Here is a 21,872-nt window from a genome sequence, read left to right as displayed (position 1 = left end):
ATGCGATGCTGAATGTGGTTGTTAGCCAATATTCATCAAAATATTCGGTTGCTGACATCTTGGGGGGGCATGATGACACCGTCGATGCTGTTTCACGGCCTTCGCACCGTCGCAGGGGCAGCCATGCTGACGGCAACGCCTGCGGCGTTGGCCGTCAATCGGGTGCCGGTCCCGCCGGCATTCACCGTCCCTGACGATCCCGCCGGTTGCGTCCTGGAACGCGAGGGGCGGCCGGTCGATGATGCCGTGCTGACCAAATTGGGAAAGCAACATGGCCGCCAGACGGTGACGCTCTCCGCAAGCGCGACCATTCCATATCGCTGCATCGGTGGCATCCTCTATCGCATGCAGCAGGCCGGTTTCCGGCGCGTGAACTTTCACGGCATGTGATCGGGATGGTGTACCCGCGCTTCCCCCGGCCGGCGGGGCGCGATAGGAGGGCGCGATGACGCGACCGCGCCTTGCCCTGTTCGATTGCGACGGCACCCTCGTCGACAGCCAAGCCAATATCTGCCTCGCGGCGGTGGAGGCGTTCACCATGGCCGGGCTGACCCCGCCGCCCGCACCGGCCATCCGCCGCATCGTCGGCCTCAGCCTGGTCGAGGCGATGCAGGTCCTGGCACCCACGCTGGGCGAGGATATGCACCGGCAATTGGCGAGCGATTACAAGGCGGCCTTTTTTCGCCTGCGCACCGAAGGCGCGATGGAGCCCGAGCCGCTGTTCGACGGTATCCCCGCGCTGCTCGACCATCTGGCCGCGCAGGGCTGGCTGATGGGCGTGGCGACGGGCAAGTCCGATCGCGGGCTGGCGCGTGTGCTGGCCGAACATGGGCTGGCGCATCATTTCATCACGCTGCAAACCGCCGACCGCCATCCGTCCAAGCCCGATCCCTCCATGGTGCTGGCCGCCATGGCCGAAAGCGGGGTCGCGGCCGGGGATGTGGCGATGATCGGCGATACGAGCTTCGACATGGCGATGGGCAAGGCGGCGGGCGCCTTCGCGGTCGGTGTCGCCTGGGGGTATCATGACGTGCACGAACTGATGAGGGCGGGCGCCGATGTCGTCGCACAGGAGGTGGCCGACCTCCCCGCGCTGCTGGTGCGGCCATGAGCGGGCGCGACCCGGCGCGGCGGCGCTGGTTCATCATCGCGGGCGTGCGCCTGATCGGCGTGGCGGGGGCGCTGCTCGGCGTGGTGCTGGTATCACGCGGCGTGACCTGGCCGCACAAGGTGCTGGGCGTCGCGATCGTCATGTCGGCCCTGGCGATGATCGCGATCGTACCGGCGGGGCTGGCGCATCGCTGGCGGAGTGGGGGCGAATGAAGCGGTTCTGGACGAACGTCACCATCGATGCCGATCGCGTCGTCCGGCTGGACGACCGACCGGTGCGGACACCCGGCCGCACGCCCCTGGCGCTCCCGACGACAGCGCTGGCCGAGGCGGTGGCGGGCGAATGGCGCGACGTGGCGGAGACGGTCGACCCGCGCGCCATGCCGCTGACGGGGCTGGCCAATGCCGCGATCGATCGGATTGCCGCCGACCCCACGCCGTTCGCGGACGGGCTGGCGCGCTATGCCGAAACCGATCTGCTCTGCTACCGCGCCGATTCGCCGCCCGAACTGGTGGCGCGGCAGGTGGCGATCTGGGACCCGCTGCTCGACTGGGCGCGCGATCGCTATGACGTGCATTTCACGCTCGTCACCGGGATCATGCACCGGCCCCAGCCTGATGCGACGGTCGAGCGACTGGCGGCGGCGGTGAAGGCGCTCGATCCGTTCCGGCTCGCCGCCTTGTCGCCGGTGGTGACGATCACCGGTTCGCTGGTGCTCGCGCTGGCGTTGCTCGAGGGCGCGGCGGCGGCGGACGTCGTCTGGACGGCGGCGCATGTCGACGAGGATTTCCAGGCCGAGGAGTGGGGCGAGGACTATCTCGCCATCGAGGCGCGCGAGGCCAAGCGACGCGAGTTCGACGCGGCCGTGCGGTTTCTGGCGGCGTTGGGGTGAGGTTGGTGGCCGGGGCAGGGCGTGGGCTTCAACTGCGCTCAGCCTGAACGGGGGTGGGGATGTGCGGCGGCCGCTGGCCACGTTGGCCTTTGCCCGCCCTCCGTTCGCACTGAGCGAAGTCGAAGTGCACGGGCTTCGCTTGCGGCCAGGCTTTCCCTTGGCCTTCGACTGCGCTCAGCCTGAGCGGGGGTGGGGGTGTGCGGCGGCTCTTGGCACCGTTGGCCTTTTCCCGCCTCCCGTTCGCACTGAGCGAAGTCGAAGTGCACGGGATTCGCTCGCGGTCAGGCTTTGCCTTGGGCTTCGACTACGCTCAGCCTGAACGGAGGTGGGGATGTGTGGCGGCCTCTGATAAAATTGGCCATCTCCCATCCTCCGTCCGCGTCCAAGTGGACGCAGACGCCCCCGACCGGCCCAGCGCTTACTTCGTCGTCAACTTCCGGATGAACCCGATCAACCCGGTCTGGCGCGAGCGCTTCAGGCGTTCGGCCTGAAGGATGGTCTTCACCCCCTGGAAGCATTGCTCGACATCGTCATTGACCAGGACATAGTCGTACCCGTCCCAATGGCTGACCTCATTGGTGGCGCGCGCCATGCGGGCGTCGATCACCTCGATCGAGTCAGTCGCGCGGCGCTCGAGTCGCTGGCGCAGTTCCTCCATCGACGGCGGGAAGATGAAGACGCGCACCACGTCGCCGCCCGCGATCTGGAACAGCTGCTGCGCGCCCTGCCAGTCGATGTCGAACAGCACGTCCTTGCCGGCGGCCAGCATCGCCTCGACCTGCGCGCGCGGCGTGCCGTAGCGATTGTCGAAGACGTGCGCCCATTCCAGGAACTCGTCATTCGCCACCATGCGGCGAAATTCCTCGAGATCGACGAAGTGGTAATCCTTGCCCTCGACCTCGCCGGGGCGAATCCCGCGCGTCGTCGCCGACACCGACATTTGCAGGCCGGGATCATCCGCCAGCAACTTACGCGCGATCGTCGACTTGCCCGCGCCCGATGGCGAGGACAGCACGAACAACATGCCGCGGCGCTTCAGCTTGTGGGGATCGTCGGAATGGGCGGGCGAGTTGGGCATGCCTGCCTTTGACGCACGCAGTTGCAGCGCGTCAAGACATGCTTGACGCGCTGCGGCAGATCGACCGTTCGGTCGTGGGATCAGTAGTGGCCGGTGACCTTGCCGGCCTTGCGACGGTCATAGGCCTTCTTGGCCGCATAACCACCGCCGAGCAACAGGCCGAGCGGGCCCAGGCGACGCATGCCGCCGACCGCCAGCGCGCCGAGCGCCGCGCCCTTCAGGCCGTTATTGCCGTCACGACGGCTGACTTCGCGCCCGACAAGCGCGCCGATGATGCGTCCGATCATTGTGCTTCTCCAAAAACGCGGTCCTTGAGCTCGCCGGCGCCACGCAGCACCGCCCAGCCCACGGCATAGGTGATCGCCATCGGCAGCACGATCTTCAGGACATTGGCGGTCACCGCGCCGATGATCGCGCCGTCGGCGACGCCATCGTCACCCGACATGCCATCGATTGCGGCACCCACCATCGCACCAATCGTCGTTGCACCCATCGCGAACATACCCTTTCTTTCTCGCGAAGGGAGAAGTCCGGAGAAGGACAGGAGTTCCGCCTGTGGGATCAGGCGCGGGCGGCGACCTTGCCCTCGATCGCGGTCCAGATCATCGCGGCGACATCGGTGCCGTCGAACTTTTCGATGGCGACGATGCCGGTCGGGGAGGTGACGTTGATCTCGGTCAGCCACTCGCCGCCGATCACGTCGATCCCGACGAACAACAGGCCGCGCCGCTTCAGCTCGGGGCCGAGGACTTCGCAGATCTCGCGTTCGCGCGCCGTCAGCTCGGTCTTCTCCGCCGAGCCGCCGACCGCCAGGTTGGAGCGGATCTCGCCCTCGCCCGGCAGGCGGTTGATCGCGCCCGCGACCTCGCCGTCGATCAGCACGATCCGCTTGTCGCCCTTGGCGACGGCGGGCAGGAAGGCCTGCACCATATGCGGCTCGCGGTACGCGGTATTGAACACCTCGATCAGCGCCGACAGGTTCGCGCCGTCGCGGCCGACCTTGAAGATCGCCTTGCCGCCATTGCCGTGCAGCGGCTTGATGACGATCTCGCCATGCTCGGCCAGAAAGGCGCGCGCCTCGTCCAGCGAGCGGGTGACCAGGGTCGGCGGCATGAACTGCGGATAGTCGAGGACGAAGACCTTTTCCGGCGCGTTGCGCACGCTGCGCGGATTGTTGACGACCAGCGTCTTCTCGGCGACCCGCTCCAGCAGATGCGTGGCGGTGATATACCCTAAGTCGAAGGGCGGGTCCTGCCGCATCAGCACGACATCGGCCTCGTCGCCGAGGTCCAGCTTCACCGGCTCGCCGAAGCGGTAATGGTCGCCCGCGACGCGCTGCACGGTCACGGGATGCGCCTTGGTCCACAACCGCCCGTCGGACCAGTTGAGGTCGCCCGCGTCATAGTGGAACAGCCTATGCCCGCGGTCTTGCGCCGACAGCATCAGCGCGAAGGTCGAATCGCCCGCGATGTTGATCTGGTCCATCGGGTCCATCTGGACGGCGACGGTCAGCGGCTGGGTCATGGGGCGTTCCTTTGTTCGGACGGGTTTTCGGCAGGGGAGGTAATGTTTCGCCCGCGTCCTGTCACCCGCACCATGCGTTTTCGATGTGACGCGGCCGCGTGCCCGGTGCGAGCAGGATGACGTCGATGCGAATATCGTCACCCGGCCCGGCATAGGTCGGCATCAGCATTTCCGCCGCCGCCGCGACCCTGGCGAGACGCCGCTCGTCGATCGCGAAATCGAGTTCGGCGGCGGTCTTGCGCGTCTTCACCTCGACAAAGGCGACCAGCGCCCCGCGCCGTGCGATCAGGTCGACCTCGCCGGCTGGCGTGCGCACGCGCCGGTCGAGGATCGTCCAGCCCTTCAGCCGCAGCCACCATGCCGCGAGCCGCTCCCCGCGACGACCTGCGGTCTCCGCCCTCCGCCTCTGCTCCGTGTTTCTTGTCGAACCAATCATATTCAGCCCCACATCCGGGCATGCAGATACATGGAAAGACCTCGCGTATGTCGGCCCCAATGTGGAAACAACAGTCGAAAGCAGAACGCCGCGTCACCCAGCCCGTAATTCTCACTCCACCACACGACTTCACGTAAATCGTGTGTGATGTCAGCAAGATCGTCGACGCCATCTCCCATCATTCTGGCTGCATCAATCGAGGCGAGCGGATCGGCAAGGGGGTAGAGACCAAGATACGGAAAACGATTTGCCACATCCTGGTATAAGAGATTGCCATCAATCGGGGGTGGGTCCGCGTCTTCCTCGGTGCAATCACCGGAAACTACATCGTAAGACTGCGCTAACAGGCAATCGATCGCCCGAGCAAGCGTTTCGATGTCAGGGACTTCGTCTGCCCAGACGACCGATAGAAATCGATGTGCGACATCAGCGGCGGCAAGCATGACCGGGACACTGGCATCGACTCCCAAATGCCACAAGACGGCTGGACCAAGAGTGTGGGCGGCATGCCAGCGCGATTGCGCCCCTGGATCAGGCCGCCACCTCTTCCGGCGCGGTCAGCCAATCCAGACTGTCCTCCGCGCGATCGAAGACGCGTAAGTAGGGCTGGGTCATCAGCCGTGCGATCTGCTGTCGCCCGATCGCGCTGCGGTTGATCATCGCGATGCGGCTGGCGCGGGGAAAGTCGCGCAGGCACTCGTGCACGGTCATGATCGCCTCGCGCGGCTGGACGGCGATGTCGCTCATGTCGATGCGCAGGCGGTAACCGGGGCGAAAGCCGCTGCGCCGGAACGCGTCGACCAGTTCGCGGGCATAGCGCGTCGCGATCTCGGGCGTGAACAGCCCCGTCCAGCGTATGTCGAGCAGGTTCAGATCGTGGCGAAAGTCATAGGCGTACATGGTCGGCTCCCCGACGCGATCATGGCCGGGGGACCGTTGCCGAATCGCTAACGTACGCGACCTAATCCTCTGATTTGTCGCCCTTCATAGCCAGCGCCCGGGCGTAGAGCGCCTTGCGGTCCAGCCCCAGCGCCTTGGCAACCTCGCTCGCCGCGCGACCGACCGGCAGGCGGGTCAGCGCCTCGGCCAGCGCGGCGTCGGCATCCTGCTCGCTGGCGGGGGGCGCTTCGCCCGGCGGGGCGACGACGATCGCGATCTCGCCCTTCGGCCCGCCCTCGGCATAGCGTGCGGCGAGGGTGGAGAGGGTGCCGGTCACCGCCTCCTCGAACTTCTTGGTGATCTCGCGCGTCACCGCCGCCTCGCGGTCGCCCAGCCCGTGCGCCAAGGCGGTCAGCGTCGCCGACAGGCGCGGTCCTGATTCGTAGAAGACCAGGGTCGCGCGGATGCCGGCGATCTCGGCGATGGCGTCGGCGCGCGCCTTTTCCTTGGGGGGCAGGAAGCCGGCGAACAGGAACCGGTCGGTCGGCAGCCCCGCCAGCGTCAGCGCGGCGATCGCGGCGCAGGGCCCTGGGATCGTCACCACCGCATGGCCGGCGGCGCGGGCATCGCGCACCAGCTTGTAGCCCGGATCGGAAATCAGCGGCGTGCCGGCGTCGGAGACGAGCGCGACGGCCTCGGTCGCCATACGCGCGATCAGGCCGGGGCGGACATGTTCGGCGTTATGGTCGTGATAGGGCTGCATCGGCCGCTTGGCCCCGATATGGCGGAGCAGCCCGGCGGTCACGCGGCTGTCCTCGACCGCGATGACATCGGCGTTTGTCAATATGTTGGCCGCGCGCGGGGACAGATCGCCGAGATTGCCGATGGGGGTCGCGACGATGTAGAGGCCGGGTTCGAGTTTATGTTCGGATTGGGTCACGGGGAGTGTCATGACAGAGGCAGGGCTGTTCGTACAACCGGGGGCCGCACATCCGGCGCTTCGCATATGGGGTGGCAAGCGGCTGAACCGCACGCTGGCGCTGGCGGCGACGCTGTTCCTGGGGGCGTGCCAGACCCTGGTCCCGCGCGGGCCGACCGAGGCCCCGCCGCCGCGCCCCGAAACCACCGCGCCGCGCCCCACCACCGAGGTCGAACCCGGCCTGCCACGCGACACAGCGCGCCACCGTGTCGCGCTGCTGGTGCCGTTGTCGGGCAGCAATGCCGGTGTCGGCCAGTCGATCGCCAATGCGACGATGATGGCGCTGCTCGACAGCCAGGCCGACACGGTGCGCATCACCAATTATGACACCGCGACCGGTGCGGCGGCGGCGGCGCAGAAGGCGATCGCCGAGGGCGCGCAGCTGATCCTGGGGCCGCTATTGTCCGAGGATGTGCGCGCCGTCGCGCCGGTCGCGCGCGCCGCCAAGGTGCCGGTCATCAGCTTTTCCAACGATGCCGGCGTGGCCGGCGGCGGCACCTATCTGATGGGCTATACCCCCGCGCAGTCGATCGAGCGGGTGGTCGATTATGCGCGCGGGCGCGGGGTGACGACCTTTGCCGGGTTGGTGCCCAATGGCCTTTATGGCGAGCGCGCCTCGACCGCGTTCCTGCGCGCGGTGGAAGGGGCGGGGGGGCAGGTCGTTTCGCTCCAGCCCTATGGCCGGGTCGCGGGCGGCATCGCGGGCGCGGCGCAGCGGCTGAATGCCAAGGCGCCTTATGACGCGGTGTTGATCGCCGATGGCGGCGCGGCGGCGGCCACGGCGGCCCCGGTCATCAAGCGCGGATCGGGGGCGAACACCCGGCTGCTCGGCACCGAATTGTGGAATTCCGAATCGAACATCGCGGCGCGCCCGACGCTGAACGGTGCCTGGTTCGCCAGCGTGTCGAACAATTTCTACCGCCAATATGCGACCAAATACCGCGCCCGCTATCGCAGCGCGCCGTATCGCCTGTCGAGCCTGGGCTATGACGCGGTGCTGCTGACGGTGCGGATCGCGCGCGACTGGAAGATGAACGCGCCGTTCCCCGAATCGCGTCTACGCGCATCGGACGGTTTCGCCGGCATCGACGGCGCGTTCCGCTTCGGCCGCGATGGCGTGGCGCAGCGCGCGCTGGAGGTGCAGGAAATCCGCGACGGAACCTCGGTCACGGTGTCGCCGGCGCCGACCGGGTTCGGGGATTGATATTTCCAGGTCACTTGAAAAGTGACTCATTTGGTTTCTTATCCGGCGGATCTATACACAAACTCGCTGGATTTTCTCGTTCCATTACCACGGCGTTTGCCGCACTTTGACAAAGCGTGCGGCAAACCCCGGTAGCCTTTATATCTTATGGGCACGTTGCAAAATACGCCATCGTATAGTGGATGGTTTGCGTGCCATGGCTGACGGGATCGCTCTCGCAATAGTAATCCATGTATCCCACGGCCGTAGTCTTCGAAGCGTCCGAATACCACACACGTTGTGCCCACCGAATGTCATGCTGTGCAGCGACGGGACCCGATGCAAAGCTGATGATTGCAGCAGACGCAGCAACGTAGGTACGTGCTTTACATATATGCTTACGCATTTGAAAATTCTCCCGTTGAGCCGACTCCGGCCACGACAGAGTATTTTCCGGAAATCATGAGTCAAGAATTATTATGTCGGCCTAATCGGAGTGGCCAGGTGAGATGGTGGCCTCTGTTAAATTTTTACTCAGCTCCGCATCAAAAGACCAATGAAACTCTCGGTTTCATACTGAGTCGCATTGGCGTTTCGAACCAGTTTTGCAATCCTGCAAGGTTTGTAAGCACCATTTGGTGATATTGACCGGCCGATCGATCACTTTTTGCGGCCGGGCTGTTGCTCATCTCAGACGTCGGGTCACATCACCAAGTCGCGCAGGATGGCGTCGAGCAGTAATGACCCGGCTTCGGTGATGATCAAGCGGTTGCCATCGCGTCGGAGCAGCCCCTGGGCCGTCATCCTCTCGGCGGCGCGGTCGTCTACCATCTTACGCCCTTCCGCCAACGCGGCGACATGGCCCAGATCGACACCCTCGGTCAGGCGCAGCCCCATGACCAGCGCCTCGGTCGCACGGGTGACGGGGGCGAGGTTTTCCTCCAGCTCGATGCCATGGCCGTTGCGCGCGACCGCTGCCATCCAGTTCTCCGGCTTCTTGCGCCGCGCGGTGGCGACGCCTTCGCGGCGACCATGCGCGCCGGGGCCGATCCCGGCATAATCGCCATAGCGCCAATAGGTCAGGTTGTGGCGGCTCTCGGCCCCCAGCCGCGCATGGTTGGACGTCTCATAGGCGGGCAGCCCGGCGGCGGCGGTGATCGCGCGCGTCGTCTCGAACAGATCGGCGGCGGCGTCGCCGTCTGGAATCGTCAGCCGCCCGGCCGCCGCCTCGGTGGCGAAGCGCGTGCCCGGTTCGATGGTCAGCTGATAGAGCGACAGATGCTCGGTGCCATAGCCGATCGCGCGGGTCAGCTCGGCCTCCCAATCCGCCAGCGGCTGGCCGGGGCGGGCATAGATCAGGTCGAAGCTGACCCGGCCGAACTGCTCCTGCGCCGTCTGGAGCGCGCGCAACGCCTCATCGACCCCATGCGCGCGGCCAAGGAAGTGCAATGCCCGATCGTCCAGCGCCTGTACGCCCAGCGAAGCGCGATTGACCCCGGCGGCGGCGAGGTCGGCGAAGCGCGCCGCCTCGACCGACGAAGGGTTGGCCTCCAGCGTGATCTCTATCCCCTTGGCAAAGCCCCAATGGCGCTCGGCGGCGTTCAGGATCGCGGCGACGGTGGCGGGCGGCATCAGCGAAGGCGTGCCGCCGCCGAAGAAGATCGAGGTCAGCCGCCGCCCCGGCAGCATGGCCGCTTCATGCGCCAGATCGGCCAGCAGCGCCTCGGCCCAGGCGGCCTGGTCCACCGACTCGCGGACATGGCTGTTGAAGTCGCAATAGGGGCATTTGGAGACGCAGAAGGGCCAATGGACATACAGCGCCAACGGCGAGGGGGACGGCGATATTGCGGAGGACATGATGCGCCCCGATATGGCGGCGATGTTCGCGCTTCGCCATCTCTTATCGTTGCCGTTGCTGACTCTCTTTCTGTCGAGCTGCGGTCCCGTCGTTCCCGCGACACCGCTGTCGGGGGAGGCGCGGCCGGCCAGGGTCGTCGAACAGCGTTTGTCCGACTCGCCCGCGCCGCGCGGGGCGGGGCTGTTGCGACAGGCGATGCTGAACGGCCACCGGGCGGCCCGGGCCGAGGTGGGATTGCCGCCGCTCGCCTGGAGCGACTCGCTGGCGGCCAGCGCGCTCGCCTATGCGCAGGACCTGGCGCGGACCGGGCGTTTCCAGCATGCCGAGCAGGTGCAGGGGCCGGCGCGGCAGGGCGAGAATCTGTGGACCGGCACGCGCGGCGCCTATCGCTATGATGAGATGATGGGTCATTGGCGCGCCGAGCAGCGCCATTTCGTGAACCTGCCGATCCCCAATGCCAGCCGAACGGGGCGGTTCGGCGATGTCGGCCACTATACCCAGATCGTCTGGGCGCGTTCCACGGCGGTCGGTTGCGCGATGGCGGGCAATGCGCGCGACGACTTCCTCGTTTGCCGCTATAGTCCGACCGGCAACGTCTTTGGCGAACGGGCCTTTTGACCCGGCGGGCGTCGCAAAGGAAAGCGCTTATGGCCAATCCCTATGATCCGATGGCGTGGATCGGTTTCTGGACCGCACCCGCCCGCTTCGCGGTGATGGCGGGCGAGGCGATGCTGAGCGCGCAGAGCGTGATCGCGACCCGCATGGGGGCAATGGCGACGGGCACCTCCTCGCCCGCCGAGATGACCCTGATGGTCAGCGAGAAGGTGAAGGCGTTCGACCAGTCGGCCAAGGTTTGGAAGCGCGACCAGGCGGCGCTGTCGCGCCTGTCACGGCACGACCCGCGCGGCGGCATGCTGGATGCGTGGGAAGCGATGGCCCGCGCGATGCTGATCGGCGCATCGATGCCGCTGCAGGCCATGACGCCGGTGCACCGTGTGGTGACGGCGAACCAGAAGCGGCTGGCGAAGGGTTAGCCTTGTTCCTCCCCTGTAAGGGGAGGTGGCGCGCGTAGCGCGTCGGAGGGGTGTCACCCTCTCGATAGGGTGACACCCCTCCACCATCCTTCGGATGGTCCCCCTCCCCTTACAGGGGAGGAATAGCGGTTCAGAACACCGCCTTCACCAGCTGGCCGAACGCATCCGCGCGGTGGCTGATGCGGTTCTTTTCGTCCTGGTCCATCTCGGCGAAGGTCTCGGTGCCGCCGATCGGCTGGAAGATCGGGTCATAGCCATGGCCCTTGTCGCCGCGCGGCGGCCAGACGATGGTGCCGTCGACGCGGCCCTCGAACCATTCGACATGCCCATCGGGCCAGCCGATCGCGAGCGCGCACACGAAATGCGCGGCGCGGCTCATGTCGGGTTCCTCGTTCAGCCGATCCTCGACCGCGCGCATCGCCATGCCGAAGTCCTTTTCCGGCCCCGCCCAGCGGGCCGAGAACAGCCCCGGATCGCCGCCCAGTGCCTCGACGCACAGGCCGCTATCGTCCGACAAGGCGGGCAGCCCCGACAGGTCGGCGGCGGCCAGCGCCTTCAGCTCGGCATTGGCGACGAAGGTGGTGCCGGTCTCCTCGGGCTCGGGCAGGTCGAGATCGCCCGCCGCGATCACCTCCATGCCATAGGGCGCGAGCAGTTCGCGGAATTCGACGATCTTGCCCTTGTTGTGGCTGGCTAGCACCAGCTTGCCTGGGCTTAGCTTGCGGATCGCCTGGCGGCCGTTTCCTTCGCCGCTCATGCGCGGATCGCCCGGTCCTGCGCGGCGAAAATCTCGGTGCAGCCCATGCGCGCGAGACGCAGCAGACGCAGCAGCGCCTCTTCGTCATAGGTGGCGTGCTCGGCGGTCGCCTGCACCTCGGCGATATGGCCGTTTTCGATCAGCACGAAATTGGCGTCGGCATCGGCGTTCGAATCCTCGATATAGTCGAGGTCGAGGACCGGCGTGCCCTGATGGATGCCGCAGGATACGGCGGCGACCTTGTGGCGGATCGGGTCGCTGGCCAGCTTGCCCTCGGCCATGAGCTTGTTGACCGCCATGCGCAGCGCGACCCATGCGCCGGAGATCGCGGCGGTGCGGGTGCCGCCATCGGCCTGGATCACGTCGCAGTCGAGGGTGATCTGCCGCTCGCCCAGCGCCTTCAGGTCGCAGACGGCGCGCAAGCTACGGCCGATCAGCCGCTGGATTTCCTGGGTACGGCCCGACTGCTTGCCCTTGGCCGCCTCACGGCTGCCGCGCGTATGGGTGGCGCGGGGGAGCATGCCGTACTCGGCCGTCACCCAGCCTTCACCCTTGCCGCGCAGGAAGGGGGGCACGCGCTCTTCGACGCTGGCGGTGACGAGTACCTTGGTATCGCCGAACCCGATCAGCACCGAACCTTCGGCGTGGCGGGTGAAATTCGGCTCGATCGTGATGGGACGCATCTGGTCGGGCATCCGGCCGGACGGGCGCATAGTCTTCTCCTTGTTCCTTGCCGACAGCCCTAACCGGCCCCCGCGCGATGCGCCAGACAAGACGGTGGCGATCGGAAGACACTCCTCTTCTCTCTGCGTCCTCTGCGCTTCTGCGCGCAAAAAAGAAGGATGGTTCACGCGGAGGCGCGGAGACGCGGAGGAAGAGCCGAACAATCTCCGCGTCTCCGCGTCTCCGCATGAAAAAATTTCGCGCAGAGGCGCAGAGGGCGCGGAGAAGAAGGGGAGGGTCTTCCGATCGCGGTTGAGTGGTGTGGGGCTAATGCCTACATTTCCGTCATGGTCACACTTCCGATCACCGAGTTGACCGACCGGGCGCGCGATATTTTTCGGGTGGTGGTCGACAGCTATCTGACCAGCGGCCAGCCGGTGGGGTCGAAGACGATCGCGCTGTCGGGGATCAACCTGTCGCCCGCCTCGATCCGCAATGTGCTCCAGGAACTGGAGGAACGCGGGCTGCTTGCCGCGCCGCATACCAGCGCGGGGCGGATGCCGACCGATATGGGGCTGCGGCTGTTCGTCGACGGCATGATGCACGCGATGGAGCCGAGCGTCGAGGAGCGCGCCGCGATCGAGGCAAGGGCTGCCCGCTCCGGCCCGGTCGAGGAGGCGCTGGCGGCGACCACCGCGGTGCTGTCGGGCCTGTCGGCCTGTGCGGGCCTCGTCATGGTGCCAAAGCGTGAGATGAAGCTGCGCTCGATCGGTTTCGTGCCGCTGTCCGCGACGCAGGCGCTGGCGGTGCTGGTGGCGGAGGACGGCGCGGTCGAGAACCGCGTGCTCGAACTGCCGCTGGGCATGACGCCGTCGGCGTTGATCGAGGCGGGGAATTATCTCTCCGCGACGCTCGCCGGCCTGACGCTGGGTCAGGCGCGCGAGCGGCTGGAGCGCGAACTGGCGGCGGGGCGCGCGGCGCTGGACGGCGCGGCGCGGGCGCTGGTCGAACAGGGACTGGCGGTGTGGAGCGAGGATGGCGACCGGCGTCCGATCCTGATCGTGCGCGGGCAGGGGCGGCTGATCGATGCCGCCGCCGCCGCCGATCTGGAACGGGTGCGCGACCTGCTCGACGATCTGGAGGGCAAGCAGGAGATTGCCAGCCTGCTCGATTCCGCACGCGCCGGCGACTCGACCCGCATCTTCATCGGCGCGGAGAACAAATTGTTCGCGCTGTCGGGATCTTCGGTCATTGCGCGGCCGTTCCGGAATCTCGACGGACAGGTGGTGGGTGTCGTCGGGGTAATCGGGCCGACGCGGTTGAACTATGCCCGCGTCGTGCCCATGGTGGATTTCACGGCGGCAACGCTCGCCCGAATGATGGGCTGAACAGGGATTATGATGAGCGACAATACGACCAACGCACCCCAGACCGACCTGCGCGAAGAGACGGCCGAGGCCGCGCCCGAAGTGGCGGGGCAGGACCGTCTGGCCGAGTTGGAGAACCAGCTGGCCGAGGCCAAGCAGCAATATCTCTATGCCCAGGCCGAAATCCAGAATGTCCGCCGTCGTGCGGAAAAGGACGCGGCCGATGCGCGCAACTATGCCGCGACGTCGTTCGCGCGCGACGTGCTGTCGGTGGCCGACAATCTCCAGCGCGCGCTGGCCGCGATCCCGGCCGACCTGCGCACCGACGACAAGTGGAAGGGGCTAGTGACCGGCCTCGACGCCACGGGTCGCGAGATGGAGAGCGTGCTGGGCCGCCACGGCATCACCAAGATCGAGGCGATGGGCCAGGCGCTCGACCCCAACAAGCATCAGGCGATGATCGAAATGCCCTCCGACCAAGAGCCGGGCACGATCGTGCAGGAAATGCAGTCGGGTTATATGATCAAGGACCGCCTGCTGCGCCCCGCGCTGGTGGCGGTGGCCAAGAAGCCGGAGTGATCTGGTCTCAGTGAAGTGACGGAAGGGCGGGCCGAGAGGTCCGCCCTTTTTCGTGGAATTCTGCCCCCTCGTCATTGCGAGCGCAGCGAAGCAATCCAGTGTTAAATCACGACGCGCCGGATTGCTTCGCTGCGCTCGCAATGACGGGGGCGTGTATCGTCGGGTTTACTGGCCGAGCAGTTTCAGCACGTCCTTCTGGCTCTGATTGGCCTGCGCCAGCATCGCGGTGGAGGCCTGCGCCAGGATTTGAGCGCGGGCGAGCTTGACCGACTCGTCCGAATAGTCGGTGTCGGCGATCCGCGAGCGCGCCTCCGACAAATTGGTCGTGCCGCTGGTCAGCGTGGCGATTGCGGACTCCAGCCGGTTGCCGGTCGCGCCGAGCTGACCCTGGACGCTCGCCACGGTCGATAGCAGGGCATCGACCCGACTCATGGTGTGATCGGTGCGATAGCGATTCATGACGTTGAGTTCGTCGACCAGCGAGAACTGGCGACGCACCAGATACGCGTCATAATTGTCATCTCGATCATAGGTCGTCCCATTGGGATCGTACCATTGATCACCATCGCTCTGGTACACGATCCGGCCGATGTCCTGTCGTGTGACCGTCGTCCCGCCGATCTTGCCGCGTGCCATGTAATCGTCGAACGTCACCAGATGCGATTGGCTCTGATCACGGAATTTGGGGTCGGTCAGCCGACCTTGATAGCCCCAGGCCCAATAGCCATCGACATTGTCGCGGGTGAACGCGATCGGCACCGGATCGATCGACACCGGGATCGTATCGGCGATGTTCGGTCCGGCCTGCACGTTCAGCTTGACGCTGGCATCGACCAGATTGTTGTCGGCGTCGTAAATCGGCGCATTGGCGTTGAACAGGGCGACACCGTTAAACGATGCCGATCGGATCGTCTGATCGACTTGCGTGGCGAGCGCGGTGACCTCCTTCTGCAACGCCGTGCGGTCGGTCATGCTGTACGTTCCCGACCCGGCCTGCACCGCGAGTTCGCGCACCCGTTGCAGCATGTTGGACACTTCGGTCAGCACACCGTCCGCCGTCTGGATCAGCGAGACGCCGTCCATCGCGTTGCGCATCCCTTGCGTCATGCCGCGAATCTGCGCGGTCATCGAGCTGCTGATGGCAAGGCCGGCGGCGTCGTCCTTGGCCGAATTGATCCGCTGTCCCGAGGACAGCTTCGCCATCGACTGCGCCAGATCGGTATTGGCGCGTTGCGTGGCCGCCATCGCACGAAGCGCGGCGCCATTGGTATTGATGACCGTCATGGTAACTCCCATCCCGTGACGAGCGCGGAGTGATCCCCACGCGCGAACGGGATGGTTGACGCGATTTAACCATGATCGGCTATCCGGGTTTTTCCCGGATGGTCAGTGGTTTGGCGGCCCTGAGGGCGGGCGACACGGCGTCGCCCGCCCGATCGGCGTCAGCTGCGCCGCGCGGTCAGCCACTGGTTGCTGGCCAGCGGCTTGGCGACGACGCGGACCTCGCCGATATTGCCGAAATAGCCGTCCTTGCGCGCGCCGTCCCACCAGGCGGCACCCAGGACCCAGGGCATGTCGGCGGCGAGCGCCGCGATGCCGACCTGGCCGGCGCTGTTGCGCAGCACCGGCGCGCCGTCGACATAGAGGATGGTCTCGTTGGCCACCGGATCGTTGACGATCGCGATGTGATACCAGGTGTCGACCATCACTTCGCCTGACCAGTTGGCCTGCGGATAGGCGGTGTTGGAGGCGGGCACGACCTCCCACTGGATTTCGCGCAGCGACGAGATGGCGAACAGGATCGGCGGCGCTTCCTTGTCGCCGCCGGCAAAGCCCGGCAACTTGCCGCGATTGCCGTTGCGGGTCAGGATGTTGCCCCAGCGGTGGTTGGTCACCGTCCAGTTGGCGTCGATCTTGATGAACGCCTCGACCGTATAGCCCGCGCCGAAGGTCGCCGCGTTGATCGGCGCGTTGGTGGCGGTGGCGAAGGCGCTGCTGCGCGCGGTCACCTTGTCGGTGTTGCGGAAGCGGACGCTGCCCGGCGCCGAGGACAGGCGGTGGCGATCGGTCGACCAGACCACGTCCTCGACCATCGCCGGCCCCGACAGCGGCACGCGCGTCATCGGGTTGCGGCCCGTGACGTCGGGCAGCGTCTCGCCGACCTGGACGATCCGGCCATCGACGATGCCGCTCGCCACACGCCAGTGCGCGGCGGTCTCGGCGATCTTGGGATAATCGTCGGCATCGCGCGGCAGCACCTCGGCCGGCGCGGCCGGCTCGGTATAGCCTGACAGCAGCGCGGTGCGGACGCGCGGCAGGATCGGCGTGCCGGCCGTCATCTCGGTATAGGCGAAGCCGGGCAGGAAGCGGGCGAAACGCTTCTTGAAGTCCATGGCGATGGTGAAGCGGTTGTTGGCATCGTCCAGCACCGCGCGGTCGAACTGGTTGAGCGTCGCCTTGGGCTTCTGCACGACCCAGGGCGAGAAGCTCATCACGTCGATCTTGTTGGCCGAGAAATCGATCTCGTACAGCCGCATCAGCGCGTTGCCGCCCTGATAGGCCATCTGGTAATCGACGACCATCTCATGGACCGGATTGCCGAAGTCGTTGGTCTTGGTCAGCAGCGCGGCGCCGTGATGATGGCCGTTCAGCGTCATGAAGATCTGGTCGTTGTCGCGGATCAGATTGTTCCACAGCATCAGACCGTAATCGGTCTCCAGCGGGCTCTTGCCGTCCTTGTCGATGTTCAGCAGCTGGTGGTTGGCCAGGATTACCGGCAGCGTCGGGTTGCGACGGATCACATCGCGCGCCCACAGGATGCCGGCGTCCGAGATGCGCCACGACAGCGACAGCACCATGAACTTCACGCCGTACATCTCGAAGATGTGATATTCGTGGAAGCCGGTGCGGTCGCGCTCGCGGAAGGTCGACTGGTTCTGCGCACGCGTGGCCGGGAACCAAGTGAGATAGGGCTCGGCCGACAGGGTGCGCTGACTATCGGTGCCCGCCTGCTGGTCGGCAGGGACGCGATAGTCCAGGTCCGACAGCACGTCGTGATTGCCCGCCAGGATCGAATAGGGGATTCGCGCGGTCTCCAGCCGCTTCATCGCGGCATCGGCCACCGCCCATTGCGCGGGCTTGCGCACCTGATCGACCACGTCGCCCAGATGGATGACGAAGGGGATCGAATAGGCCTTGGCGTTGTCGACGATCCACTGGGTCTGCGCGGCGAACGGCTCCGAGCCATATTTACGCTGGAACTGGCGGTTCTCGTCGGCGGTCGCATAGCGCGAATAGAATTGCGTGTCGGGCAGCACCGCGATCGTGAAGCTGGTCGTGCCCACCGCGCTGGCCGTCGATGCGCTGGCGGTCGGCGTGGGATCGCTGTTCAGTCGCGTGTCATCGTCGCACGCCGTCAGCGCACCGGTCAGCGGCAGCATCGACAGGCCGGCCGCGCTGCGCAGCAATGCGCGCCGGTCGGCGATCCGCCGCAGGCTGAAACGGGTGTCGTTCGTATCGGACATGGTCAAAAATCCCCCAATTTTGCTCGGTCGAGCAAAGTCGGGCGGCCTTTATGGGGCTAGTTTGACACATAAGGGACCGATTGATTACCGATTTGGGTCGGAGCCTGAAAAATATTCCAGGCATCCGTCATTTTTCGGTCATTCGCCCCGTGGACCCGTCATTGCGGCGCCGGATCGCCCGCCGCGATCACGCGCGCCCCCTGACGCAGGCGGGTGCCGTCGGAAAAGGTCAGCAGCAGCGACAGGATGCGCCCCGGCTTCACGCCCGGGTTCATGTCGTAGAGCATCACATGCCGACCGCCCGGCGCGAAGGGCACGGTCGCGCCGGCGGGGATGGGGACGCGGTCGACCTTCTTCATCGCCATGCCGCCCTCGTGCATTTCGCTGGTGATCGCGACATCGCTGCTGACCGAGATCAGGTCGACCGGCCTGGGGCCGCCATGGACGATGAAATAGGCGGCGGCCGGCCGGCCGGGCACGGCGGCCAGGCGGACCCAGCCCTCCTCGGCGAACAGTTCCGCCTTCTCGCTGCACCCGCCCAGCGGGACGCCCAAGGCCAGGGCGCAGAACCCCAGAAAAATAGCGCGCCGCATGACATACCCTCCCGTTTCGGCAAATCCTGAACCCATCCTAGGTTCCATCCAATCTTGCGGCAACAAAACGCCCACCTATATCCGCCTCGTGAACGGGGTTTTCGGGTTGCCGCTTTCGGGACCGGACGACCCCGGCATCTGACTTCCAGACTATGTTCTTGAGGGGCATTTAGAGACTTATGGCAAAAGTGATCGGCATCGACCTCGGCACCACCAACAGCTGCGTCGCTGTCATGGAGGGCGGTAAGCCCAAGGTGATCGAGAATGCGGAAGGCGCGCGTACCACGCCGTCGATCGTCGCCTTCGCCAAGGATGGCGAGCGCCTGATCGGCCAGCCGGCCAAGCGCCAGGCGGTGACCAATCCCGACAACACCATCTTCGCGGTGAAGCGCCTGATCGGCCGTCGTTTCGACGACCCCGTCACCAAGAAGGACACCGAGCTGGTTCCGTACACGATCGCGCGTGGGCCCAATGGCGACGCGTGGGTCAATGCGGGCGGCAAGGATTACAGCCCGTCGCAGATTTCGGCCTTCACGCTGCAGAAGATGAAGGAAACCGCCGAATCCTATCTCGGCGAGACGGTGACCCAGGCGGTCATCACGGTTCCGGCGTACTTCAACGACGCGCAGCGCCAGGCGACCAAGGACGCCGGCCAGATCGCTGGCCTCGAAGTGCTGCGCATCATCAACGAGCCGACCGCGGCTGCTCTGGCCTATGGCCTGGAGAAGCAGGACGGCAAGACGATCGCGGTCTATGACCTTGGCGGCGGCACGTTCGACATCTCGATCCTCGAGATCGGCGACGGCGTGTTCGAGGTGAAGGCGACCAACGGCGACACCTTCCTGGGCGGTGAAGACTTCGACAACAAGATCGTCGATTTCCTGGCGTCTGGCTTCCAGAAGGATGAGGGCATCGACCTCACCAAGGACAAGCTGGCGCTCCAGCGTCTGAAGGAAGCGGCCGAAAAGGCGAAGATCGAGCTGTCCTCGGCCCAGTCGACCGAGGTCAACCTGCCCTTCATCACCGCCGACCAGAACGGCCCGAAGCATCTGGTCAAGACGATCACCCGCGCCGATCTGGAGCGTCTGGTCGAGGACCTGATCCAGCGCACGCTGGAGCCCTGCAAGAAGGCGTTGGCCGATGCGGGCATGAAGGCCGACGAGATCGCCGACGTGGTGCTGGTGGGCGGCATGACCCGCATGCCGCGCGTCCGTGAGGTGGTGAAGAACTTCTTCGGCAAGGACCCGCACACCGGCGTGAACCCCGACGAAGTGGTCGCCATGGGTGCCGCGATCCAGGCGGGCGTGCTGCAGGGCGACGTGAAGGACGTGCTGCTGCTCGACGTGACCCCGCTGTCGCTGGGTATCGAGACGCTGGGCGGCATCATGACCAAGATGATCGACCGCAACACGACGATCCCGACCAAGAAGAGCCAGGTCTATTCGACCGCCGACGACAACCAGAATGCGGTGACGATCCGGGTCTTCCAGGGCGAGCGCGAGATGGCGCAGGACAACAAGCTGCTGGGTCAGTTCGACTTGGTCGGCATCCCGCCGGCGCCGCGTGGCGTGCCGCAGATCGAGGTCACGTTCGACATCGACGCCAACGGCATCGTCAACGTCTCGGCTAAGGACAAGGGCACGGGCAAGGAGCAGCAGATCCGCATCCAGGCTAGCGGTGGTCTGTCGGACAACGACATCGACCAGATGGTCCGTGATGCGGAAAAGTTCGCCGAAGAGGATAAGAAGCGTCGTGCCGAGGCCGAGGCCAAGAACAACGCCGAGTCGCTGATCCACACCACCGAGCGTCAGCTCGCCGACAATGGCGACAAGGTCGACGCGTCGCTGAAGTCGGAGATCGAGGCGGCGATCGCCGAGGCCAAGACGGCGGTCGAGGGTGGCAACCCCGACACGATGAACGAGAAGGCGCAGGCCCTCGCTCAGGTCGCGATGAAGATGGGTCAGGCCATCTACGAGAAGCAGCAGCAGGCCGAGGCTTCGCCCGCCGCCGATGCCGGTGCGACCAAGCAGGACGATGTGGTCGACGCCGAATTCTCGGAAGTCGACGACACCAAGTAAGGCCGTCGGCCCGGCCCATCCTCGGATGGGCCGGGCCATGGCTTTGAGGTTTTGAATACCGCCCCGGCGAGATGTCGGGGCATGAAGTGGCGAGGCGCTTGGCGGTGTCGCTCCGTCCGGCCTGACGGCACGGTCGGTGGGTGCACCTTCCACACGCGCAGGGGCGAGACCGGGCATGAGCACGACGATCGACTATTATGAACTGCTCGAATGCGAGCGCACGGCGGACGATGCAACGATCAAGTCGCGTTACCGCAAGCTGGCGATGCAGTACCACCCGGACCGCAATGCGGGCTGCAAGGACTCCGAGGCCAAGTTCAAGGCGATCAGCGAAGCCTATGACTGTCTGAAGGACCCGCAGAAGCGCGCGGCCTATGACCGTTATGGCCATGCCGCGTTCCAGCAGGGCATGGGCGGCGGCGGTGGCCATGGCGGCCAGGATTTCGGCGCCTTCTCCGACATTTTCGAAAGCGTCTTCGGCGAGTTCATGGGCGGCGGACGCGGCGGCGGGCGGCAGCAGCCCCGGCGCGGTGCGGACCTGCGCTACGACATGGAAATCTCGCTCGAGGAAGCGTTCCACGGCAAGCAGACCGAGATCACGGTCGATGTCTCGGCCGCGTGCGACACCTGCGACGGCACGGGCGCCAAGCCCGGCACCAGCGCCAAGACCTGCCAGCAGTGCGGCGGCCACGGCAAGGTGCGCGCGCAGCAGGGCTTCTTCGTGGTCGAGCGGACCTGCCCGGTCTGCCAGGGCGCAGGGCAAATCATCGCCGATCCGTGCGGCGACTGTCGCGGCGACGGCCGGGTCGAGAAGACCAAGACGCTGGCGGTCAACGTGCCCGCAGGCGTCGACGAGGGCACGCGTATCCGCCTGACCGGCGAGGGCGAGGCGGGCGCGCGCGGCGCACCCGCCGGCGACCTGTACATCTTCCTCCATGTGAAGCGGCACGCCATCTTCGAGCGCGAGGGCACGACCCTGTTCGCGCGCGCGCCGATCAGCTTCACAACGGCGGCGCTGGGCGGATCGCTCTCGATCCCCGGCCTCGACGGGCGGACGCACGACATCAAGATTCCGGCGGGCATCCAGTCGGGCAAGCAGCTTCGCCAGCGCGGCGCCGGCATGCCCGTGCTGCAAGGGCGCGGCACCGGCGACCTAGTCGTGCAGATCGAGGTCGAAACGCCGACCAAGCTGTCGACCCGCCAGCGCGAACTGCTCGAACTGTTCCGCGAAACCGAGACGGGCGACGAATGCCCTGAGAGCCAGGGCTTCTTTGCCAAGTTGAAGAGCGTGTTCGCGGGGGAGTGACGCGCTAATTATCTGTGACGGTTGATGGAGG

General features: G+C 66.1%; 25 protein-coding genes. 11 read left to right on the top strand and 14 right to left on the bottom strand.

Annotated elements, in window-relative coordinates:
* Positions 1-12 precede the first annotated feature (12 nt).
* The 4 genes from ACQHGV_RS11260 to ACQHGV_RS11245 are packed head-to-tail and all read left to right on the top strand — an operon-like array spanning position 13 to position 2,003.
* Positions 13-390, top strand: a complete 378-nt coding sequence (locus ACQHGV_RS11260; protein WP_440978267.1) for a hypothetical protein — start codon at positions 13-15, stop codon at positions 388-390.
* 55 nt (positions 391-445) lie between these two features.
* Complete coding sequence (locus tag ACQHGV_RS11255; protein WP_440978266.1) at positions 446-1,111, top strand: HAD-IA family hydrolase; 666 nt, start codon at positions 446-448, stop codon at positions 1,109-1,111.
* Complete coding sequence (locus tag ACQHGV_RS11250; protein ID WP_440978265.1) at positions 1,108-1,323, top strand: hypothetical protein; 216 nt, start codon at positions 1,108-1,110, stop codon at positions 1,321-1,323. Before ACQHGV_RS11255 ends, ACQHGV_RS11250 begins: the two co-directional genes overlap by 4 nt.
* A complete protein-coding gene (locus ACQHGV_RS11245) occupies positions 1,320-2,003 on the top strand; it encodes an ATP12 family chaperone protein (RefSeq protein WP_440978264.1) in 684 nt (227 codons plus the stop codon). The genes ACQHGV_RS11250 and ACQHGV_RS11245 overlap by 4 nt, the downstream gene beginning before the upstream one ends.
* Positions 2,004-2,421: 418 nt before the next feature.
* Here ACQHGV_RS11245 and gmk read toward each other — a convergent pair whose 3' ends face one another.
* The 8 genes from gmk to rsmI form a co-directional block, all read right to left on the bottom strand.
* The gene (gmk, locus tag ACQHGV_RS11240; protein WP_409787138.1) at positions 2,422-3,081 is read right to left on the bottom strand and encodes a guanylate kinase; all 660 of its coding nucleotides are present in this window, start codon (positions 3,079-3,081) and stop codon (positions 2,422-2,424) included.
* 80 nt (positions 3,082-3,161) lie between these two features.
* Complete coding sequence (locus ACQHGV_RS11235; RefSeq protein WP_183950491.1) at positions 3,162-3,368, bottom strand: hypothetical protein; 207 nt, start codon at positions 3,366-3,368, stop codon at positions 3,162-3,164.
* The gene (locus ACQHGV_RS11230) at positions 3,365-3,583 is read right to left on the bottom strand and encodes a hypothetical protein (RefSeq protein WP_440978263.1); all 219 of its coding nucleotides are present in this window, start codon (positions 3,581-3,583) and stop codon (positions 3,365-3,367) included. Before ACQHGV_RS11230 ends, ACQHGV_RS11235 begins: the two co-directional genes overlap by 4 nt.
* A gap of 59 nt (positions 3,584-3,642) precedes the next feature.
* The gene (gshB, locus tag ACQHGV_RS11225; protein WP_440978262.1) at positions 3,643-4,605 is read right to left on the bottom strand and encodes a glutathione synthase; all 963 of its coding nucleotides are present in this window, start codon (positions 4,603-4,605) and stop codon (positions 3,643-3,645) included.
* A 61-nt stretch (positions 4,606-4,666) separates the two neighbouring features.
* Positions 4,667-5,041 (bottom strand): YraN family protein, encoded by a 375-nt coding sequence (locus ACQHGV_RS11220; RefSeq protein ID WP_440978261.1) that lies wholly within the window; start codon positions 5,039-5,041, stop codon positions 4,667-4,669.
* A gap of 2 nt (positions 5,042-5,043) precedes the next feature.
* On the bottom strand, positions 5,044-5,484 hold the full coding sequence (locus ACQHGV_RS11215; RefSeq protein WP_440978260.1) for a hypothetical protein: 441 nt from the start codon (positions 5,482-5,484) through the stop codon (positions 5,044-5,046).
* 88 nt (positions 5,485-5,572) lie between these two features.
* Positions 5,573-5,941, bottom strand: coding sequence for an STAS/SEC14 domain-containing protein (locus tag ACQHGV_RS11210; RefSeq protein WP_440978259.1), 369 nt, complete (start codon positions 5,939-5,941; stop codon positions 5,573-5,575).
* A 61-nt stretch (positions 5,942-6,002) separates the two neighbouring features.
* A complete protein-coding gene (gene rsmI / locus ACQHGV_RS11205; RefSeq protein WP_440978258.1) occupies positions 6,003-6,872 on the bottom strand; it encodes a 16S rRNA (cytidine(1402)-2'-O)-methyltransferase in 870 nt (289 codons plus the stop codon).
* Here rsmI and ACQHGV_RS11200 point away from each other — a divergent pair.
* Positions 6,871-8,103, top strand: a complete 1,233-nt coding sequence (locus tag ACQHGV_RS11200; protein WP_420854081.1) for a penicillin-binding protein activator — start codon at positions 6,871-6,873, stop codon at positions 8,101-8,103. The genes rsmI and ACQHGV_RS11200 overlap by 2 nt on opposite strands.
* A 681-nt stretch (positions 8,104-8,784) precedes the next feature.
* On the opposite strand, the gene hemW is transcribed toward ACQHGV_RS11200, so the two are convergent.
* On the bottom strand, positions 8,785-9,939 hold the full coding sequence (gene hemW / locus ACQHGV_RS11195; RefSeq protein WP_440978257.1) for a radical SAM family heme chaperone HemW: 1,155 nt from the start codon (positions 9,937-9,939) through the stop codon (positions 8,785-8,787).
* Between hemW and ACQHGV_RS11190 the strand changes: the two genes are divergently transcribed.
* Together ACQHGV_RS11190 and ACQHGV_RS11185 are read left to right on the top strand one after the other, a co-directional pair.
* Positions 9,938-10,558, top strand: coding sequence for a CAP domain-containing protein (locus tag ACQHGV_RS11190; RefSeq protein ID WP_440978256.1), 621 nt, complete (start codon positions 9,938-9,940; stop codon positions 10,556-10,558). The genes hemW and ACQHGV_RS11190 overlap by 2 nt on opposite strands.
* 29 nt (positions 10,559-10,587) lie before the next feature.
* Entirely contained in the window at positions 10,588-10,974 is a 387-nt protein-coding gene (locus ACQHGV_RS11185) for a hypothetical protein (RefSeq protein ID WP_183950499.1), read from the top strand.
* Positions 10,975-11,104: 130 nt separating this feature from the next.
* Here ACQHGV_RS11185 and rdgB read toward each other — a convergent pair whose 3' ends face one another.
* Both rdgB and rph read right to left on the bottom strand, forming a co-directional pair.
* Positions 11,105-11,731, bottom strand: a complete 627-nt coding sequence (gene rdgB, locus ACQHGV_RS11180) for an RdgB/HAM1 family non-canonical purine NTP pyrophosphatase (RefSeq protein ID WP_440978255.1) — start codon at positions 11,729-11,731, stop codon at positions 11,105-11,107.
* Complete coding sequence (gene rph, locus ACQHGV_RS11175; protein ID WP_440978254.1) at positions 11,728-12,444, bottom strand: ribonuclease PH; 717 nt, start codon at positions 12,442-12,444, stop codon at positions 11,728-11,730. Before rph ends, rdgB begins: the two co-directional genes overlap by 4 nt.
* Before the next feature lie 297 nt (positions 12,445-12,741).
* Here rph and hrcA point away from each other — a divergent pair, with 297 nt between their 5' ends.
* Positions 12,742-13,782, top strand: coding sequence for a heat-inducible transcriptional repressor HrcA (gene hrcA / locus ACQHGV_RS11170; RefSeq protein ID WP_409787152.1), 1,041 nt, complete (start codon positions 12,742-12,744; stop codon positions 13,780-13,782).
* A gap of 12 nt (positions 13,783-13,794) precedes the next feature.
* Positions 13,795-14,340, top strand: coding sequence for a nucleotide exchange factor GrpE (gene grpE / locus ACQHGV_RS11165; protein ID WP_183950503.1), 546 nt, complete (start codon positions 13,795-13,797; stop codon positions 14,338-14,340).
* Positions 14,341-14,505: 165 nt separating this feature from the next.
* Here the strand turns inward: grpE and ACQHGV_RS11160 are convergent, their stop codons facing one another.
* The 3 genes from ACQHGV_RS11160 to ACQHGV_RS11150 all read right to left on the bottom strand — a co-directional run bounded on the left by ACQHGV_RS11160 (position 14,506) and on the right by ACQHGV_RS11150 (position 18,457).
* Entirely contained in the window at positions 14,506-15,624 is a 1,119-nt protein-coding gene (locus tag ACQHGV_RS11160) for a flagellin N-terminal helical domain-containing protein (RefSeq protein WP_440978253.1), read from the bottom strand.
* A 158-nt stretch (positions 15,625-15,782) separates the two neighbouring features.
* Entirely contained in the window at positions 15,783-17,864 is a 2,082-nt protein-coding gene (locus ACQHGV_RS11155; RefSeq protein ID WP_440978252.1) for a LamG-like jellyroll fold domain-containing protein, read from the bottom strand.
* A gap of 158 nt (positions 17,865-18,022) precedes the next feature.
* Positions 18,023-18,457, bottom strand: a complete 435-nt coding sequence (locus ACQHGV_RS11150; protein WP_440978251.1) for a copper chaperone PCu(A)C — start codon at positions 18,455-18,457, stop codon at positions 18,023-18,025.
* 179 nt (positions 18,458-18,636) lie between these two features.
* Here ACQHGV_RS11150 and dnaK point away from each other — a divergent pair, with 179 nt between their 5' ends.
* Together dnaK and dnaJ are read left to right on the top strand one after the other, a co-directional pair.
* Positions 18,637-20,535, top strand: coding sequence for a molecular chaperone DnaK (gene dnaK / locus ACQHGV_RS11145; protein WP_440978250.1), 1,899 nt, complete (start codon positions 18,637-18,639; stop codon positions 20,533-20,535).
* A gap of 175 nt (positions 20,536-20,710) precedes the next feature.
* The gene (dnaJ, locus tag ACQHGV_RS11140) at positions 20,711-21,841 is read left to right on the top strand and encodes a molecular chaperone DnaJ (protein WP_183950507.1); all 1,131 of its coding nucleotides are present in this window, start codon (positions 20,711-20,713) and stop codon (positions 21,839-21,841) included.
* Positions 21,842-21,872: the final 31 nt, after the last annotated feature.

This window comes from Sphingomonas pseudosanguinis, from assembly GCF_052056765.1.
GTDB lineage: Bacteria > Pseudomonadota > Alphaproteobacteria > Sphingomonadales > Sphingomonadaceae > Sphingomonas > Sphingomonas pseudosanguinis.
This window is presented reverse-complemented; position numbering and strand designations above follow the sequence as displayed.